Raw genomic sequence first — 18,901 nt, 5'->3', positions numbered from 1 at the left:
ATGAGAACATTAGGAAAATGCCGGACGAAAGGCGCGTTAACAAAATGGATAAAAAAAGGATAGAGCAAATTCGTCAAAAATATGATTTGATGATGCATGTTAATGAGGAAGCAGATGTAGAATTTTGGTATGCGAGAGAACTTATGGAATTGTTGGGGTATAACCGTTGGGAGAATTTTGACAAAGCGGTGTGTCGGGCAATGGAATCTTGTAAGACCTCTGGAATAGAGATTTTAGACCATTTTCGTGAGGTCACGAAAATGGTTGAATTGGGAAGCGGTGCAAAAAGAAAAATCAAAGACTATATGCTTACTCGGTATGCGTGTTACCTTATTGCTCAAAATGGCGATCCTAAAAAAGAAGAAATTGCTTTTGCTCAAAGTTATTTTGCTGTTCAGACAAGAAAGCAGGAACTTATAGAAGAACGCATTTCATTGATAGAAAGAACACAGGCCAGAGGAAGATTAAGAGAGTCCGAAAAGAAATTATCTCAAAATATTTATGAACGTGGTGTTGATGATGCAGGATTTGGGCGTATTCGTTCTAAAGGAGATAGGGCATTGTTCGGTGGATATTCTACTCAGGAAATGAAAAGTAGACTTGGCGTGAAAGACAACAGGCCACTTGCAGACTTTCTCCCTACACTTACTATTGCTGCGAAGAATTTGGCAACTGAAATGACAAATTACAATGTTGAAGAAAAAGATTTGCAAGGAGAAGCTTCTATTACTGTGGAACATGTGCAAAATAATTCTACAATAAGAGATATGCTCGGACAGAGGGGGATTAAGCCTGAAAATTTACCACCCTCCGAAGATATAAAAAAATTGGAAAGAAAAGTTAAAACACAGGAAAAGAAGCTTGCATCACAAGCAGGAAAATTACCGAATCTAAACAATGAAGAGGTTTAGATTCGACTCTTGTTTTATAATCTTGAAAAAATCAAGGCACAGTCAAACGATATTGATCCAATGGCTGTGCCTTGATTTATTTGAAAGCAAAAGAGTGCGACATCTTATCTAATGATAGGAAACTATCATTCACAGCATCCGGATCTCGTTGAACGTATTAAAGAGATTTAATTGTCCGTATCCCCACTCACGGTTTGGAAATTCCTTTCCGGGAGCGCGCACTGCTCCAAGAATCAGAATACTCTGGATCTGAAAAGCATCGATGCCGGGAGTTCCCATTTTCTTTAGAATCCATTCCAACAAGAGAGCAACGGCCCCGGCAGTGACGGCGCAGGATATACTGGCGCCGGAGCGCACGGCAAAACGTCCGGAGGGAAGCGCTCCTTTGACGTTGATTCCCGGAGCGGTGATCGAGGGTTCGATCCGGTCATTCCGGCTGTACCCGCGTCCGGAAGCAAGTGCGACAGCACCGTTGGCTCCATCGTAGTAAGAGACTGTGACAGGGCTTGCGGAATTTCCCGGATTGAGGATCGTGTAGTCCGGGTTGGAATCCAAAAAATAGACTTCACCGCTTAAAAATTCGGAAACAGGAAGCCAGAGGTGGTATCGGCCGTCGATGATGCGTACCGGTTCCACTTCGATTTTCCAGATTCCGGGCGATGGCTGGTCGAACCGGAAGAAGATGAGTTCGGCAGTTCCTTTTTCCACGATCAGACGGTAGTCGATCGTAACTTTTGTGCGCTCGTAGAGAAATTCAAAATCAGTCCGGCTGTTGACACGGATCGGAATCCGCGTTGTCGTTTCGCCGGACGGGGAAGTCAGTGCGATCGATAAGATATTGGGAATGGAAGTCCAAAGTTCCATCGTAAATCCGGTTACTTGTTCGCCAACCCGGATCTCGACAGTCTGGGATGTCTGTTGATCCGGAATTTCGTTATAGAAATGATGGCGCTTATCCGCTTCATTTCCGGTTCCGATCACGGGAATGCGGTTGGCAAGAGAACCATATCCGTTGAGGACGAGCGGAAGCGGACGGTCGCCCAGATGGCCGCCGCCGCTTGTTCCGAGCGTGATACAGTATACAAGAGGCAGATCCAACCGTTTTGCAAGCTGATCCAGATAATACAGACCAAGTATAATGTCATTTTCCTGATAGCAGGGAACTCCGTCAGGTATGAAATAGTAATCCTTTAAATATTGTTTTGCGGATTTGAGCTTTACGACTGCGATGGCAGCGTCCGGAGCGGCTCCTAGGAAAGATTCTTCGGGTACACCGCCGCCGCAGGCAAGACTTGCGGTAAATGTACCGTGTCCGGTCTCGTCGACAGTAGGAACGAGGTCGAAAGGCTGATCCAGTTTAAGCGCCTGGTCGATCGTGTCCTGATCGTACTCAGAGCCATAAGCAAACCCGGCGGGCGGTGTCCCGGTCTGCACGGTCTGATCCCAAATACCGACAATACGGGAAGAACCGTCAATATTTCGGAAAATCGGATTTTGATAGTCGATGCCGCCGTCCAAAAAACCGATCAGGATCCCTTTTCCGGTGAGCTGTAATGTGGGATAATTCTGCAGCGGAAGTATCCCGGCTTGATTGAGTGTGTCCAGACTTGTAGGCGTATAGCATAGAGGGATTGAGTGATAGGTGAATTTATCCAGCGAGAGGGGATCGGACTGCAGACGGGAAAGATAGAGACAGCGATAGCCGAATCCGGCATCCTGACTGCAGAGATCCTCCTGCGTGATCCCTGTTAGAAATGGAGTTCTTATGTCATTTAGTATAAAATCATAAAAATCTTCCGAGAGGATTCTCTCCCGGCATATGGATGGATCGATCATGAGAGTGCAAAACCTGCTTTTTTTCAGTCTATGAGCGGAGGATGTAAGATTATGAGTGCATCTTTGAAATAGATTGAATCAAAAGATGCCTGACGAATTGTTTCGTGCTATGCACTCTCACAATTCTACCCCAAATTCGGATATCGCGAGGCATACGCCCCACTCTCTTCTCCACTCCGTTTCGGTCGGTGCTTAACGCGTGCCACCGGCACGCAGCACCCTCATTTGGGGGCGGGGCATAAAGGCATAAAACCACTTATGTGCAAGCACAATGTGGTTTATGACCTTTTGCCCCAGGCATCGTTAAAATCTAAAATAAAAATGAAATAAAAGTGAAAAAATAAAATAAGTGCACAAAAGCGTTTTCACATGGTTTGGAATCGGGTATAATAGAACATAAAAAGAGAAAGAAAACGTTCAGATGAAAAGCAGACAGGAAAGGAGAAACAATTATGAGAACATTTTGGGAAGATTTGAGCAAGCGGATCGGAGAAACAGCGGAATCCATGTCGAATAAAGCAGGCGAGGCAGTGGAGATCCAGAAGCTGAAAAGTCAGATCCGTGCGCTGGAGCGCGGAACGGAAGAAGATCTGATCGATCTTGGACGGATGGTGTACGAATATTTTGAGGCAGGCAATCTCGTAGGCAGTGAGGCAGAGGGGCTGTGCGAGGCAATCCGGAGCAGAAAACAGAGCATTGAGGACTACGAGAAGCGGATCATAGCAGTTCGGGGAGAATTTTCCTGTAAAAATTGCGGAAAGACGATCTCCAACAAGATGGCATATTGCCCGTATTGTGGTGAGAAGATGGAGGCGGAAGCTACAGCTGAAGACGAGAATCGGCAAGCAAAAGACGCAGAGGCGGACGTGATCGATTATGCGGACGTGATGAGAGCGAAAGCGGAAGAGGCGGCGGACACTGTGAAAGCGAAAGCGGGAGAAGCGGCGGAAAAGGCGGCGAACGCAGTGGAAAACGCGGCAGAAAAGGTCGATGATCTGGCGAAAAAAGCAACGGATAAAGTGGAAGACTTTGGCGGAAGAACAGCGGATAAAGTGGAAGACTTTGGCGGAAGAACAGCGGATAAAGTGGAAGATCTGGCAGAAAAAGCAGCAGTTACCGTGGAAAATGCGGCGGAGAAGACTGTGGAAAAAGCAAAAGAGGCAGCAGAAAAACTTCGGGGAGAAGAAGAGTAAGAGAAGTATAAGAGAAAGATAAGAAAAGTATGAGAAGAATAAAGCTGAGGTGACGTATGGGAATTCTTGTATTGATCAACATTACGGCATGTCTGGCATTGATCGACATTGCGCTGAAATCGACGATCGAGGGATACATGACACAGAAAGAAGAGCGGACTGCATGCGGCGGGAAACTGATTCTGAGAAAAGTTTATAACAAAGGCATGTGCATGAATCTTCTGGAGGATCATCAGGAAGTTGTCAAATACGGTTCGGCGTTTGCAGCGGTTTTGCTTACCATTTATCAGTTGATCACATTGCTCAGGAGAAAAGCGTGTATTTTGAAGAAATGGGGACTGTCTTTGATGACAGCCGGAGCATGGAGCAACACATTTGACCGTTGGATCCGCGGGTATGTGATCGATTATGCTGCGGTGAAATGCAGGCATGAGAAGTTGTCGAAGATCACCTTTAATCTGGGAGATGTTCTGATCGGAATCGGCAGCGTTTTCGTTGTGATTGCGGCAGTGATCGCACAGCTTCGTGGAAAGAAGAAATAAACATAAGAAATAGAATGCCCCCATCGGGAATCTGTGTGTTTGCAGAGTTCGGATGGGGGCAGTTTTATATGCAAGCGGCTGTATTCAGTCAAAAAACTCACGGATCTGTTCTGCAATGATCTGCATCAGCCGTGTACGGGCTTCCACGCTTGCCCAACCGATATGTGGTGTGATCAGCAGATTGTCATGATCTAAAATCTCAAGAAGAGGTGAGGAAGCACGCATCGGTTCTTCTGAAAGCACATCCAGTCCGGCAGCGGCAATCTGTCCGTTTTTTAATGCGTCTGCAAGCGCCGTTTCGTCGATGATCGGACCGCGCCCCAGATTCAGCAGGATCGCATTGGATTTCATTTTTTGAAAAGCGGCAGAATCCAACAGATTTTCAGTATATTCATTGAGCGGCGCATGGACCGAGATAATATCGGACTGTGACAGCAATGTGTCAAGATCGACTTGTCGGTAGCCGTCCTGCGGATCACGTCCGGAAGCGGAATAATACAGCACGTCTGCACCGAAGGCTGCTGCAAGATCCGCAACTTTCCGACCGATCGCACCGAGTCCGATGATGCCCCAAGTCATTCCGGAAATCTGATGAAAATGCCGCGCAAAATGTGTGAACATCGTATCATTCAGATAGCGGCGGTCTTTTACATACTCATCATAGTAACGCAGATGTTCCAGTAAGTAAAACAGCATGGCAAATGTATGCTGGGCAACGGAATCGGTGGAGTATCCGGCAACATTTCTCCAGGCAATGCCGCGGCGGTCCAGATAAGCTTTGTCCAGATTGTTGGTTCCGGTGGCAGTCACACAGACCAGTTTTAAATGAGAAGCCGTGTGGATCGTCTGTTCGTTGACAGGAATCTTGTTGACGATCAGAACGTCTGCATCTGCCGCACGTTCCGGGACTTCCTCCGGAAGAGTGAAATCATATTCCACAACGTCTCCCAGTTTCCGAAACGGTGAAAAATCAATATCTTCACCGATCGTCTTTTTGTCAAGAAATACAAGTTTCATGTGAAGCGCTCCTTTCGTTTTCAGGTTTAGGCAACAGTGCAGCCATACGACTGGCGCGGGCTGAACTGTTCCGGATTTAGGGGGGCTTTTGTACTTTACATCTTTATTATTATATAGTATTCTAGTAGAGCAGACAAGAATTGACACAAAGAAACAAAGAAAGCAGGAGATAGAAGATGATACAGGAGATTGCTCCGCACCTCTATGACAATGCCTATAAACCGAAGGCGCCGGACAAAGACAGCATCGCGCTCTATTATGAAGATCATGTCTGTCTGATGGCACGGACAACAGAGGCGATCCGATATCCGCGGTTTGAAGAACTGGAAGCGGACAATGAAGAGATTTATGAAGAATGGACGTATTTATTTACGATCGACGAACAGCGGTATTATCTGGTGGAGAAATTGAATCTTCCGGGAACTTCTTCCTTTGCATTGGAAAATACCGAGATTTTCCGGCATGTGAAGCCGAGGCATCTTGCATTTGCGGGGATTACAGGTTATCAGCTTTATCAATGGTATCAGAATCACCGATACTGCGGACGTTGCGGAAAGCGTATGAAGCAGGATGCGAAAGAACGGATGTTGTACTGTGAATCTTGTAAAAATATGGAGTATCCGAAGATCTGTCCGGCGGTGATCATCGGTGTGACAGACGGAAACCGGATATTGATGTCAAAATATGCGGGAAGAGCCTATAAGAAGTATGCGCTGATCGCCGGATTTACAGAGATTGGCGAGACGGTGGAAGAGACGGTAAAACGCGAAGTGATGGAAGAAGTCGGATTGAAAGTGAAGAACATCCGGTATTACAAGAGTCAGCCGTGGTCTTTCAGCGACACTTTACTTTTGGGATTTTACTGCGATCTGGACGGGACAGATCAGATCACACTTGACGAAGAAGAACTGGCGCTGGCAGAGTGGTTTGACCGGAAAGACATTCCGGAGATGGAGACGACAGAGAGTTTGACCAATGAGATGATCCGGCATTTTAAGTATGAAATGAAAGAATTTTCAGAATAAGTAAAATAATAAATAGCGTTGGTTCTCCTTGTACACTGACGCTAAAATAATAGAAAAAGCAGGAGGCAAAAACATGAGAGCAGAATTTGACGAGACACTGGTAATAGGAAATGAGATGATCGACGGACAGCATAAGGAACTGATCGACAAGATCAATAAGCTGTTGGATAGTTGTGAAGTCGGAAACGACAAGCTGACAGCGATCAAGACGCTGGATTATCTTGCAGATTATACGGATTTTCATTTCGGAGAAGAAGAAAAGCTGCAGGAATCCATCTCCTATCCGGGAATCAAGCAGCACAAAAAAGAGCATGAGAAGCTTCGCAGAGTCGTAGAAGAACTGCATGAGATGCTGGAAGAGCAGGAGGGACCGACGGAGGCGTTCGTAGCTCAGGTTCAGGAAAATGTCATCAACTGGCTGTACAACCATATCAAAGGTTTTGACCGTTCGGTGGCAGAATATAAGAATATGCGCGGAAACAGCGAGATCCTGTAATGCGTAAGTTCCTGACGGATCTATCTGTATCAGCATCGGAGCATCCGCACCGATATGCGAAAATAGTTGACGAAGTTTATTTTGTTCAATAAAATGGATAAATGGAAAGCATTTGCGGATTATATTTAAGAGATATAATTTGTAAATGCTTTTTTTGCATAGACGACGAGCCAAAGTCCGGGCTTGCCCGAGACCTTGGCGACTGCTTACAATCCCGGAATGTGCCTTTAGGCACTTCCGGTGATTGATGGGGTGGAAGTATAAAACAGATATTTTTTAGGCGTCTTCGTACGTTGAGGAGTGAAATGATGAAAAAAATAAACTGGAAAAGATTGGTATATGATCTGTTTATCGATTCGATAAGTGGGCTTTTGATCGGAATCGGAATTTACAACTTTGCGGCAAATGCGGAATTTCCGTTGGCCGGAATTTCCGGCATCGCATTGATCTTTTACCGGCTATTCGGACTTCCGATCGGCTGGGGAACGATGCTGATGAATATTCCGATTGCGATTGGCTGTTATAAGACATTGGGAAGAGAGTTTTTTGTACGTTCTGTGCGGTCATTGATCATTACTTCGCTGTTTACGGATTATATTGCACCGCTGTTTCCGGTTTATTCCGGTGACCGGATGTTGGCGGCGATCTGTACCGGAATTATTTCCGGACTTGGATATGCGCTGATCTTCATGAACAATTCTTCCACCGGAGGTATGGATTTTGTTTCGGTGGCGATCCGCGTGAAAAATCCGCATCTTTCTCTTGGAAAGATCGTATTTGTGCTGGATTTCATTATCGTAATGCTGGGCGGAATCATTTTCAAAGATGTGGACGCAACGATTTATGGTCTGATCATCACATTCCTTTTGACCTATGTGATCGATAAAGTTATGTACGGGATCGATGCGGGAAAGATGACGCTGATCGTGACGGATCATGGGAAACTGGTGGCAGAGAAAATCGACGAATATATCGGACGCGGCGCGACGCTTCTGAAAGCGGAGGGAAGCTACACAAGAGCGGATAAAGAGGTTGTGATGTGCGCCTGCAATAATAAACAGATGTATACGATCAAACGGCTTGTAAAAGAAGTGGACGAGAATGCCTTTATCGTGATCATGGAGTCCAATGAAGTCGTAGGTGAGGGCTTTAAAGAAGCATAAGGAAAAAGACCGTACAAAGAGAAGCAAAGAAAAAAGAGGAAGAAGAGGGGAAGAGAAGAAGCAGAGAGGGCGAAGATGGGAGGAAGAAATATGCAGCCAGTGACAGTGAGAAACTTAACGATCGGAGAGGGAATACCGAAAATCTGTGTGCCGATCGTCGGAAATACGAAAGAACAGATTTTAAAAGAGGCAGAGGAGATACCGGGACTTCCGGTCGATCTGGCAGAGTGGAGAGCAGACTGGTTCGAGTCGGTCTTCAATTTGGAACAGGTGAACGAGGTACTGACAGGGCTACGGAAAATATTAGGAGAGATCCCTCTGTTGTTTACCTTTCGCACTTCGCGTGAGGGGGGGGAAAAAGCGATTGAACCAGAAGCATATATCGAACTGAACCGAAAAGCGGCGGAGAGTGGATATGTGGATCTGGTGGATGCAGAATTATTTACAGGAGATGATAAGGTACAGAAGATCATCGCGGGGGCACATGCCTGTGGTGTGAAAGTGATCGTTTCCAATCATGATTTTGAAAAAACGCCGGAAAAAGAGGAACTTGTGAAACGACTTACGCACATGCAGAAGCTGGGGGCAGATATTCCGAAGATCGCAGTGATGCCAAAGGACAGACAGGATGTGCTGACATTACTTGCAGCCACGGCGGAAGTATCAGAGAAAGCGGTATGTCCGATCATTACGATGTCTATGGCGGGAAACGGTATAGTAAGCCGTCTGTGTGGAGAAGTATTTGGTTCGGCTGTGACATTCGGCGCAGGGAAAAAGGCGTCTGCTCCGGGACAGATCGGTGTGGAAGAGCTAAGGAAGATTCTTACGGTTCTGCACGGGGGGATGAAATAAAGAATAAAAAGACCGGTGAAAGGACGGGCAGGAAAGCGTCGTCCGTTCATCGGTCTTTATAAAAGTTGGAACGCGGAATCGGTTCGATTTAGTCCCATTTAATATGAACGACCGGTTTGATCAGATCTCTTGGTTTTTCATCCATCACAGTAAAAGCGTCCTGAATTTTATCAAATCCCTCATATTGGTAATTCAATAATTTTTCCGGAGCGATTCTGCCGGCTTGGATCAGATTCAGCATTTTTTTGATACGATATGCGCCGCCCGGACAGAAACCGCCGCGAATGGTGATATCTGACATACCGAGACCCCACAAATAAGTCGGAATATTGAAAGTGTCAGTGACATCATAGAAATTGACATTGGCGATCGTTCCGTTGTTTTTTACCAGCATCAATGCCTGATTCATGGATTCGGCGCTTCCTCCGGCGATGATCGCACAATCTACTTTTCCGCCCTCTTTTTCAAGAATCTGTTGAACGAGATCCCCGTCTTTGTAACTGATGATATCGGTTGCGCCGTATTCTTTGGCAAGTTCCGCACAATTTTTTCGTGTTCCGATGGCATAAATATTTCCGGCGCCGCGAAGTTTGGCTCCGGCAACTGCCATCAGTCCGACCGGTCCGATTCCGAATACGACAACACTGTCTCCCAATTGCACATCTGCCATCTCTACTCCGTAAAATCCTGTGGACATCATATCAACGGTCATCAGCGCAGCATCTACGGATACGCCTTCCGGAAGCAGGACCAGATTTGCATCTGCATTATTGACAGAAAAGAATTCTGCGAAAACTCCGTCTTTGGAAGACAGGAATTTGAAACTTTTCATTGGTCCCATATCGTGTGCATTGTTTGCGCCCCGTTGTTGTACGCCTAATTCATTCCAGTCCGGTGTACAGCAGGGAACTACGACTACATCTCCCGGTTTGAAATTCCGTACTAATGCACCAACTTCTACGACTTCGCCCACAGCTTCGTGTCCGAGAATCAGATTTTCTTTTGGACCGGAGCCGCCGTGCATGGCATGTGTGTCAGAAGAACATGGTGCAATTGCGATCGGTCTTACCAGTGCGTCCATAGGACCAAATGTCGGCTTTTCCTTTTCAAGCCATCCATGTTCTCCAACTTTGATCATTCCATATCCTTTCATTTTATTCTCCTCCTGTCGATGAAATTTATATTACACTTGTAACATATCTTTTTCTAGTATAGTATAGAAAGAAAACATCTACAAGAAGACGGCATGAAAGTGTTACAAAACGGAGGAAATTGTATTTGAATACCAGGTTGTATACAGAAAATCAGATCGTACAGGAAAGTATTTTTACCGCACTGATACAGTTGATGCAGAAGAAAGAATTTCATAATATTACGATCACTGAAATTACGGAAAAAGCCGGTGTGTCGCGGATGTCTTATTATCGTAATTATTCTTCAAAGGAAGATATACTGATTAAATATCTAGATCGTATTTTTGATGAATATCTGACAGAACTTTTGAGGCTGAAAAAGTGCACCAAATATGACATCGCGAAAATTTATTTTTCGAATATGCGGAGACATAAGCAATTTTGGATTACAGTCATCCGTTCCAATATTAGTTATCTGATTCCCCAAAAAGTGGATATTTATATCAATGATCTGTTTGAAAAATATTTCAGAAGTGAATATCATCCTAAAGCTTTTAAAGAGTATATCTTCGATTATTATGCGGGAGGTCTTTATAAAACTTCTGTGAAATGGATTCAAAATGGAATGAAAGAAAGTGATGAAGAAATGGCGGAATTGATCTGCAGATTGTCGGATTTTATAGAGATTTTGTGATGGCATTTTCACGGGGAAGTATAGCGTCAGTGTACAAGTTGGGGAAGCGCCTGCAAGCAAAATAAAACAAATTAGCACTCGCCTCTTGACAGTGCTAACAAATAGTGTTATTGTTATATCGTCGATAGAACAAAAATGATATCCGGCAGAATGATCCAGCCGGAATCTGGAAGTAGTGAAAGGAGGTTTTGCTATGAATATAAACAAATTTACACAAAATTCACTTCAGGCGGTACAGGGGTGCGAGAAACTTGCGTATGACTATGGAAACCAGGAAATTGCTCAGGGGCATCTTTTATATGCACTTGTCACACAGAATGACAGTCTGATCTTAAAATTGCTTGAAAAAATGGGGTATCAGGGAACACTCGTTGTCAATCGTGTGGAAGAGATGCTGAAGAAGCGTCCGAAAGTACAGGGCGGTCAGGTCTATGTTGGACAGGATCTGAATAATGTCCTGATCCATGCGGATGATGAAGCAAAGCAGATGGGCGACGAGTATGTCTCTGTGGAGCATCTGTTCCTTGCACTTTTGAAATATGCCAGCCGGGAGATGAAAGCATTTTTTCAGGAAATGGGGATCAGCCGGGAGGGATTTCTTCAGGCACTGTCTTCCGTTCGGGGTAATCAGCGGGTGACAAGCGACAACCCGGAAGCAACTTATGACACATTGAATAAATATGGGCAGGATTTGGTAGAGCGTGCCAGAGATCAGAAACTGGATCCGGTCATCGGAAGAGATGAGGAAATCCGGAATGTGATTCGGATCCTGTCCCGTAAGACAAAGAACAATCCGGTATTGATCGGTGAACCGGGAGTCGGTAAGACTGCCGTGGTCGAGGGACTTGCCCAGCGGATCGTCAAAGGCGATGTGCCGGAGGGATTGAAAGATAAGACGATCTTCTCACTGGATATGGGCGCGCTTGTTGCGGGGGCAAAGTACCGTGGTGAATTTGAGGAACGTCTGAAAGCTGTATTGGAGGAAGTGAAGAACAGTGACGGAAAGATCATCCTGTTCATCGATGAACTTCATACGATCGTAGGAGCCGGGAAGACAGACGGCGCGATGGATGCAGGCAATATGTTAAAACCGATGCTTGCCCGTGGCGAACTGCACTGTATCGGCGCGACGACCTTGGACGAGTATCGTCAGTATATAGAGAAAGACGCTGCGCTTGAGAGACGGTTCCAGCCGGTTATGGTGGAGGAACCGACGGTGGAAGATGCGATTTCGATCCTGCGTGGATTGAAAGAACGCTACGAAGTGTTCCACGGTGTAAAGATCACGGACAGCGCGCTCGTGGCAGCGGCAATGCTGTCAAACCGGTATATTTCGGATCGTTTTCTTCCGGATAAAGCGATCGATCTTGTGGATGAAGCATGTGCGCTGATCAAGACAGAGCTGGATTCCATGCCGACGGAGCTGGATGAACTGAGCCGGCGGATCATGCAGCTTGAGATCGAAGAGGAAGCGCTGAAAAAAGAAGACGATCGGTTGAGTCAGGAACGGCTCGTGCATCTGCAGGAAGAACTGGCAGGACTGCGGGAAGAGTACGCAGGACAGAAAGCGCAGTGGGATAATGAAAAATCATCGGTTGAGCGGGTACAGAAGATCCGGGAACAGATCGAACAGGTGAATAAAGATATTCAGAAAGCCCAGAGAGAATACGACTTGAACCGTGCGGCAGAGCTGCAGTACGGACAGCTTCCGCAGCTGAAAAAACAGTTGGAAGAGGAAGAAGAGCGGGTAAAAGAAAAAGAGATGAGCCTTGTTCATGAAGCGGTTACGGATGAAGAAATCGCACGGATTATCTCCAGATGGACCGGGATCCCGGTTGCAAAGCTCAACGAGAGTGAGAGGAATAAAACGCTTCATCTGGCGGAAGAACTGCACAAACGTGTGATCGGACAGGATGAGGGAGTGGAACTTGTAACCGAAGCGATCATCCGTTCCAAAGCAGGGATCAAAGATCCGACCAAACCGATCGGTTCGTTTTTGTTCCTGGGACCTACCGGAGTCGGAAAAACGGAGCTGGCAAAAGCGCTTGCGGCAAGTCTGTTCGACGATGAAAACAATATGGTGCGGATCGATATGAGTGAATATATGGAGAAATATTCCGTGTCCCGTCTGATCGGAGCGCCTCCGGGATATGTGGGATATGACGAGGGCGGTCAGCTTACCGAGGCAGTCCGCAGAAAACCCTATTCCGTTGTCCTGTTCGACGAGGTGGAAAAGGCACATCCGGATGTGTTCAATGTGCTTCTGCAGGTGCTGGATGACGGACGGATCACCGATTCTCAAGGCAGAACCGTGGACTTTAAAAATACGATCCTGATCATGACGTCTAACATCGGGGCCAATTACCTTTTGGACGGGATTGAGGAAGACGGATCGATCGACGAGCAGAACCAGAACATGGTGATGAATGAGCTTCGCGCTCATTTCAGACCGGAATTTTTAAATCGTCTGGATGAAATCATTATGTTTAAACCATTGACGAAATCCAATATTTATGCAATTATTGATTTGCTGGTTGCAGACGTCAACAAGCGGTTGGAAGAAAAAGAGCTTTCCATTGAACTGACCGAAGCGGCGAAAAATTATGTTGTGGAGGGCGGTTATGATCCGATGTACGGCGCACGTCCGTTGAAACGATACCTGCAAAAGAATGTGGAAACGCAGGCGGCGCGTCTGATCCTTGCCGGAGACGTCGGACGGGGAGATTGTATTTTGATCGACGTTGTTGACGGTAAGCTGGAACCGCGTGTAAAGAAATAAGAAAGGATTCCGGATTCATGTCATCGGTCATCTTTCATATTGATGTAAATTCAGCGTATTTAAGCTGGACTGCGGCAGAAAAACTAAAAAATGGTGCAGCACAGGATCTTCGCGAGATCCCCTCGATCATCGGAGGGGATCAGAAGTCGCGCCACGGCGTCGTACTTGCGAAGTCTGTGCCTGCGAAAAAATACGGCATTCGTACCGGGGAACCGGTGGCGAATGCCTTTCGTAAGTGTCCGAACCTTGTGATGGAGCCTCCCGATCATAAAATGTATCGGCAGAAAAGCGCGATGCTGATGGAATATCTGCGCAGTTTTACGACGAAGATCGAGCAAGTCAGCGTGGATGAATGCTATATGGATTTCACGGAAATCGCATCCCAATACGCCTCGCCGGTTTCTGCGGCATTTCAGATAAAAGACAGCATCCGGGAAAAGTTCGGCTTTACGGTAAATATCGGGATTTCTTCTAATAAACTTTTGGCAAAAATGGCGTCGGATTTTGAAAAACCGGACAAAGTGCACACATTGTTTCCGGAGGAAGTTCCGCTGAAAATGTGGTCGCTTCCGATCGGAGAATTATTTATGGCGGGAAGATCCAGTGTGGAAGCGTTGAAAAAGCTGGAGATCGATACGATCGGAGAGCTGGCGAATGCAGATCTTGGTCTGATCGAATTGCATTTGAAAAGCCATGGAAAAATGCTGTGGGAATTTGCAAACGGGATCGATCATTCGGAAGTACAGCCGGAGCAGTCAGAGGCAAAGGGAGTCGGAAATTCGACGACGTTGTCGGAAGATGCCGCCACTGTCGAAGAAGCAATGAAAGTGTTTTATAAGCTGGCAAAAAGTGTCGGGGCAAGACTGCGAAAAGCAGGACAGAGAGCCGGAATGGTGAGCATGGAGATCAAATATTATGATTTTCGGACAGCTTCCCATCAAAAACAGCTTTTAAAACCGACCAATGAAGATCAGGTTCTTTATGAGACTGCCTGCCAGTTGTTCAAGGAGATATGGAGCGGAGAACCGGTTCGTCTGCTTGGGATCCGGACGGCGAAATTATCTGCGGAATCAGAACCGGAACAGATGACATTGTTTGATATGGAATTGCCGCAGCCGCCGGATGAGAAGCATCAAAGGCTGAATGCGGCGATGGAGGCGATCCGGAAGCGTTATGGAAACGATGCGGTCAAAAAGGCAAGCCTGATGAAAAAGACGGACGGAAAGAACGACGGAAAGAAGAAAAAGAACGAGAGATAAGAACAAGAGAAATGAATGAGAGAAAAGAATGAGAGAGAAGAATTATAATATTGAGTTGATCCGGACCATTTCCTTTATTCTGGTCATCGTGATCCATGTGACGAATTATTTTTGCAGGGCATTTGGGAAGATCAATATGGGAGAATATGGGTTTGCGCTGATCTTGGATACTTTTGCGAGAGTGAGCGTTCCGTGTTTCTTTATGATCAGCGGAGCGATGCTTTTGGGGAGAACAGAATCAGCAGCCAAAAACTGGAACAGACTGATCCGGTTTCTGCCGCCGCTTCTGTTTTGGAGTGTTGTATATTATCTGTTCAATATATATTATATGGGAAGTGATTTTGAACTTTCGGAGATTTTAGCTGTGCCGGCGGAACCCCACCTCTGGTATTTATATGCGATGATCCCGATCTATCTCGTACTCCCGTTTTTTCAGGCTATGTTCCGGGGGATGAACGATAAACTGTTTTATTTACTTGCGGTTCTGGGAACAGGCGTGGAGATCGTGATGTATGTGCTGTCACTTTTCGGGATTGAACCTTACTACGATGTTCCGCTCTTCGGAGACCGGATTTATGCGTATTATTTTATGCTGGGGTATATTTTATGGAAATATAAAGACTCGCCTCGGATCCATACGAGGAATCTCTGGATCATTTTCATTGTAAGCAATGTGATAAATATTTGCCTGACGGCGATGGTCAGTGTGGGAACAGGAGAACATCTGGAACGGACATTGGAATATGGATGTCCTTTTGTGATGGCGAGTGCAGGAGCATTCTTTCTGCTGATGGTGCGTGCCGGAAACGGACAGATCCGGATAAGCAGTCCATGGAAAAAGCGGATCGACGCGTTGTGCTCCTGTTCGTTTGGAATTTATCTGATCCATATTTTATTTCTGGATAATTACAAAAAACACTTAGAGGCGGAGGCTGTCTCGGCTTGGATTGCAGTGCCGATGCTGACAGTCTCGATCCTCTTAGTATCATTCTTAAGTGTCTGGCTGATCCGAAAACTTCCGGGTGGAAAAGCGATCACCTAGGAAATCTTCGGAATCGGGTAACTTTGGAATCTGATCTATATAGAATTTAATATCTGCGGCGGCGTTCTCTCTGGGCGCGCCGTCTTGCTTCCATTTTCCGGTAGGCATAGGCTTCCTGACGCTTTGCTACGCGGGCGGGAGTCAGGAAAAGCCAGCAGATCAGCCGGACGGTCAGGATTCCGCCGAACGCGCCGATACTGTCGATGCACACATCTTTCACAGACGGACCTCGTCCCTCCACGAACGACTGGTGATATTCATCGCCGCAGGCAAATGCAACGCAGATGAGTCCGGCTACGAGCATCAGCGGAAAACCGCGGAGTCCGTAGACATAAAAAGGAAACGATACTGCGACGGCAAGCAGAAAATATTCTGTCATATGTGCGAGTTTCCGGATCGGATATTCAATCTCATAAGCATACTGTCCGATCGTCCATTCATCGAGTCCTTTATCGAGGATCTCATTTCCAATTTCTACAATTTTATAGCTGACTTCGTAACTAAGGTTTCCGGAAAGTTCTCCCGTTTGCGCTGAAAACTGAAAGATGAGATACATCATCAGAAGTGCGGGCAGAAACGAAAGTGGTTTCAGGAAAAATAAAGCGACTTTTTTCATGGGTACCTCCTTCTTTTTTAAAACCATAGTATGCCACTTTTTATCAGATTTGTAAAGTGCGGCGAATAGACAAAAATGGGGAAATGTACTATCATATCAGAAGAAGCAGATATTGCTGGAAAGGAGTTTTATTTATGGAAAATACATTGTATCTTGAATGTTATTCCGGCATCAGCGGCGACATGACCGTGGCGGCGCTTTTGGATCTGGGCGCGGATGAAACGGTTTTGAGAAAAGCGCTGAAAAGTCTGCCGGTAGATGGATTTGAAGTTGAGATCGGTCGGGTGAAAAAATCGGGACTGGACGCCTGCGATTTCCGGGTTCTCTTGGATGCGGCGCATGAAAACCATGATCATGATATGACATATCTGCATGGACACGAGCATCCGCACGACCACGAGCATCTGCACGACCACGAGCATCCGCACGACCACGAACATTCGCACGATCACGAGCATCCGCACGACCATGAGCATCCACATGCCCACGGGCATTCCCATGTACACAGGGGGCTTTCCGAGATTCGGCAGATCATTGACGCTGCGGATATGACCAAAGCGGCAAAGGAGACGGCAAAAAAGATTTTTCAGGTTCTTGCTGAAGCAGAATCCAAGGCACATGGCGTTCCGGCGGAAGAAGTACATTTTCACGAGGTAGGGGCGGTTGATTCGATCGTTGATATTCTTGCCGTATCCGTCTGTCTGGATGATCTCTCCATTCGGAAAGTGATCGTTCCGGAACTGTATGAGGGACGCGGCTGTATCCGCTGTCAACACGGCGTGATTCCGGTTCCGGTTCCGGCTGTTGTGAACATTGCGCAGGCGCATGATCTGAAACTCCACTTGACGGAAGTGGAGGGGGAGCTGGTGACACCGACGGGAGCGGCGATCGTGGCAGCCGTGCGGACGGATGAGCAGCTTCCGAAACATTTTCACGTGAAAAAGATCGGGATCGGCGCGGGAAAGCGGGACTATGAAAGCCCCGGGATCTTACGGGCAATGCTGATCGAAGAGACAGGAACGGACAAAGACTGGATTTTCCGCTTGGAGACGAACATTGACGACTGCAGCGGCGAGGCAATGGGATATGTGATGAAGCGGCTGATGAAAGCGGGAGCGAAAGATGTTCATTACATCCCGGTGTTTATGAAAAAGAACCGACCGGCATATGAACTGGTTGTCTTATGTGAGGAATGTGACATTCCGGAGATGGAGCAGATCATTTTTGAGGAAACAACGACGATCGGGATCCGCCGTATGGAGATGGAGCGAACCGTTTTAAAACGGGAACAGATGAAAATGAAGACAGAACTGGGGGAGGCAAGCGTAAAGATGTGTACGCTTCCGAATGGAAAGCACCGTTGTTATCCGGAATATGAGGATGTAAAAAAAATCGCAAAGCGTCGGGGGATCAGCTACGATGAAGTTTATCGTCAGATTAGGCAGAGTGCGGAAGAAAGCAGGGGAAATCAAAAGTGAGAGAAGCACTTGCATCAAAAAGAAATGAAATGGAACAGTGGCTGCGGGAAGAGATAAAGGAAGACTGTGCGGTGGCATTTTCCGGAGGTGTGGACAGCGCCCTGCTTTTGAAACTGGTCTGTGGCGCGGCAAAGGGAAGTAAGACGAATGTTTACGCAGTGACGATGCAGACGACATTACATCCGGCGGCGGAGATCACCCACGCAAAAAAGGTTGCGGAAGAAATCGGAGCGAGACATTTGGTCGCGCCTGTGGATGAACTGGCAGAGGCGGGAATGCAACAAAATCCGGTGGATCGGTGTTACCGTTGTAAGAAACTGTTGTTCACAAAGCTGATAGAAAAAGCGGCGGAATATGGTATATCCATGATTTTAGAGGGGACAAATGCAGAAGACCTGAACGGATACCGTCCGGGATTTTTGGCGGTACGGGAATTGGGGATCCACAGTCCTCTGGTGCAGTTTGGACTTACAAAAGAAGAGGTACGCGCATGGGCGGAAGAACTGGGACTGTCGGTTTCCAACCGTCCGGCGATGCCCTGTCTTGCGACACGTTTTCCCTACGGTACGACGCTTTCTTATGGAGAAATGCGAAAAGCAGAGCAGGGAGAGGAATATCTCAGAGGGCTAGGACTTTACAACGTACGGCTCCGGATTTACGGAGATCTTGTGCGGATCGAGGCGGATCCGGAAGCATTTCCCATATTGGAAGCGCGGAGGCTGGAGATAGTCCAAACGTTAAAAATGATCGGATACCGGTATATCACGCTTGATCTGGAGGGGTTCCGTTCCGGAAGTATGGACATTGGCATCACAAACGCGTATAATGAAAGAGCAGTGCAAAAAGAAGAAAGATAAAAACAAAA

General features: G+C 46.6%; 17 protein-coding genes. 13 read left to right on the top strand and 4 right to left on the bottom strand.

Annotated elements, in window-relative coordinates; all coding sequences use genetic code 11:
* Positions 1-44: 44 nt before the first annotated feature.
* The gene (gene dinD, locus I2H87_RS13015; RefSeq protein WP_195610237.1) at positions 45-911 is read left to right on the top strand and encodes a DNA damage-inducible protein D; all 867 of its coding nucleotides are present in this window, start codon (positions 45-47) and stop codon (positions 909-911) included.
* Positions 912-1,040: 129 nt separating this feature from the next.
* Here the strand turns inward: dinD and I2H87_RS13010 are convergent, their stop codons facing one another.
* Complete coding sequence (locus I2H87_RS13010) at positions 1,041-2,747, bottom strand: S8 family peptidase (RefSeq protein ID WP_195610235.1); 1,707 nt, start codon at positions 2,745-2,747, stop codon at positions 1,041-1,043.
* Between the two features lie 452 nt (positions 2,748-3,199).
* Here I2H87_RS13010 and I2H87_RS13005 point away from each other — a divergent pair, with 452 nt between their 5' ends.
* Complete coding sequence (locus I2H87_RS13005; protein ID WP_195610234.1) at positions 3,200-3,940, top strand: zinc ribbon domain-containing protein; 741 nt, start codon at positions 3,200-3,202, stop codon at positions 3,938-3,940.
* 56 nt (positions 3,941-3,996) lie between these two features.
* Positions 3,997-4,482 (top strand): signal peptidase II, encoded by a 486-nt coding sequence (locus I2H87_RS13000; protein WP_009268697.1) that lies wholly within the window; start codon positions 3,997-3,999, stop codon positions 4,480-4,482.
* A gap of 84 nt (positions 4,483-4,566) precedes the next feature.
* On the opposite strand, the gene I2H87_RS12995 is transcribed toward I2H87_RS13000, so the two are convergent.
* A complete protein-coding gene (locus tag I2H87_RS12995; RefSeq protein ID WP_195610232.1) occupies positions 4,567-5,499 on the bottom strand; it encodes a D-2-hydroxyacid dehydrogenase in 933 nt (310 codons plus the stop codon).
* Positions 5,500-5,675: 176 nt separating this feature from the next.
* Between I2H87_RS12995 and nudC the strand changes: the two genes are divergently transcribed.
* The 4 genes from nudC (at position 5,676) to aroD (ending at position 9,035) form a co-directional block, all read left to right on the top strand.
* Positions 5,676-6,524, top strand: coding sequence for an NAD(+) diphosphatase (gene nudC / locus I2H87_RS12990; protein ID WP_009268695.1), 849 nt, complete (start codon positions 5,676-5,678; stop codon positions 6,522-6,524).
* 73 nt (positions 6,525-6,597) lie between these two features.
* Positions 6,598-7,020, top strand: coding sequence for a bacteriohemerythrin (locus tag I2H87_RS12985; protein WP_195610231.1), 423 nt, complete (start codon positions 6,598-6,600; stop codon positions 7,018-7,020).
* Between the two features lie 308 nt (positions 7,021-7,328).
* Positions 7,329-8,183, top strand: a complete 855-nt coding sequence (locus I2H87_RS12980) for a YitT family protein (protein WP_022151745.1) — start codon at positions 7,329-7,331, stop codon at positions 8,181-8,183.
* Between the two features lie 90 nt (positions 8,184-8,273).
* Positions 8,274-9,035, top strand: a complete 762-nt coding sequence (gene aroD, locus I2H87_RS12975; protein ID WP_195610230.1) for a type I 3-dehydroquinate dehydratase — start codon at positions 8,274-8,276, stop codon at positions 9,033-9,035.
* A gap of 88 nt (positions 9,036-9,123) precedes the next feature.
* Here the strand turns inward: aroD and I2H87_RS12970 are convergent, their stop codons facing one another.
* Complete coding sequence (locus I2H87_RS12970) at positions 9,124-10,188, bottom strand: zinc-binding dehydrogenase (RefSeq protein ID WP_022151743.1); 1,065 nt, start codon at positions 10,186-10,188, stop codon at positions 9,124-9,126.
* Positions 10,189-10,313: 125 nt separating this feature from the next.
* Here I2H87_RS12970 and I2H87_RS12965 point away from each other — a divergent pair, with 125 nt between their 5' ends.
* The 4 genes from I2H87_RS12965 to I2H87_RS12950 all read left to right on the top strand — a co-directional run bounded on the left by I2H87_RS12965 (position 10,314) and on the right by I2H87_RS12950 (position 15,942).
* Positions 10,314-10,862: a TetR/AcrR family transcriptional regulator gene (locus tag I2H87_RS12965; RefSeq protein ID WP_022151742.1), complete on the top strand. Its 549-nt coding sequence runs from the start codon at positions 10,314-10,316 to the stop codon at positions 10,860-10,862.
* 193 nt (positions 10,863-11,055) lie between these two features.
* Positions 11,056-13,641, top strand: a complete 2,586-nt coding sequence (gene clpB / locus I2H87_RS12960; RefSeq protein WP_195610229.1) for an ATP-dependent chaperone ClpB — start codon at positions 11,056-11,058, stop codon at positions 13,639-13,641.
* A gap of 17 nt (positions 13,642-13,658) precedes the next feature.
* A complete protein-coding gene (locus I2H87_RS12955) occupies positions 13,659-14,900 on the top strand; it encodes a DNA polymerase Y family protein (RefSeq protein WP_022151740.1) in 1,242 nt (413 codons plus the stop codon).
* A gap of 28 nt (positions 14,901-14,928) precedes the next feature.
* Complete coding sequence (locus I2H87_RS12950) at positions 14,929-15,942, top strand: acyltransferase (RefSeq protein ID WP_009268689.1); 1,014 nt, start codon at positions 14,929-14,931, stop codon at positions 15,940-15,942.
* A 46-nt stretch (positions 15,943-15,988) separates the two neighbouring features.
* On the opposite strand, the gene I2H87_RS12945 is transcribed toward I2H87_RS12950, so the two are convergent.
* Positions 15,989-16,558: a VanZ family protein gene (locus tag I2H87_RS12945; RefSeq protein WP_054702912.1), complete on the bottom strand. Its 570-nt coding sequence runs from the start codon at positions 16,556-16,558 to the stop codon at positions 15,989-15,991.
* 134 nt (positions 16,559-16,692) lie between these two features.
* On the opposite strand from I2H87_RS12945, the gene larC reads away from it, so the two are divergent.
* Entirely contained in the window at positions 16,693-18,036 is a 1,344-nt protein-coding gene (larC, locus tag I2H87_RS12940; RefSeq protein WP_009268687.1) for a nickel pincer cofactor biosynthesis protein LarC, read from the top strand.
* Positions 18,033-18,893: an ATP-dependent sacrificial sulfur transferase LarE gene (gene larE / locus I2H87_RS12935; protein ID WP_022151738.1), complete on the top strand. Its 861-nt coding sequence runs from the start codon at positions 18,033-18,035 to the stop codon at positions 18,891-18,893. Before larC ends, larE begins: the two co-directional genes overlap by 4 nt.
* The last annotated feature ends 8 nt before the right edge of the window (positions 18,894-18,901 follow it).

Origin of the sequence: Mediterraneibacter glycyrrhizinilyticus, from assembly GCF_015560805.1 — a bacterium.
Taxonomy (GTDB): Bacteria; Bacillota; Clostridia; order Lachnospirales; family Lachnospiraceae; genus Schaedlerella; species Schaedlerella glycyrrhizinilytica_A.
The sequence above is the reverse complement of the archived record's forward strand: the minus strand, read 5'-3'. Positions and strand labels throughout refer to the sequence as shown.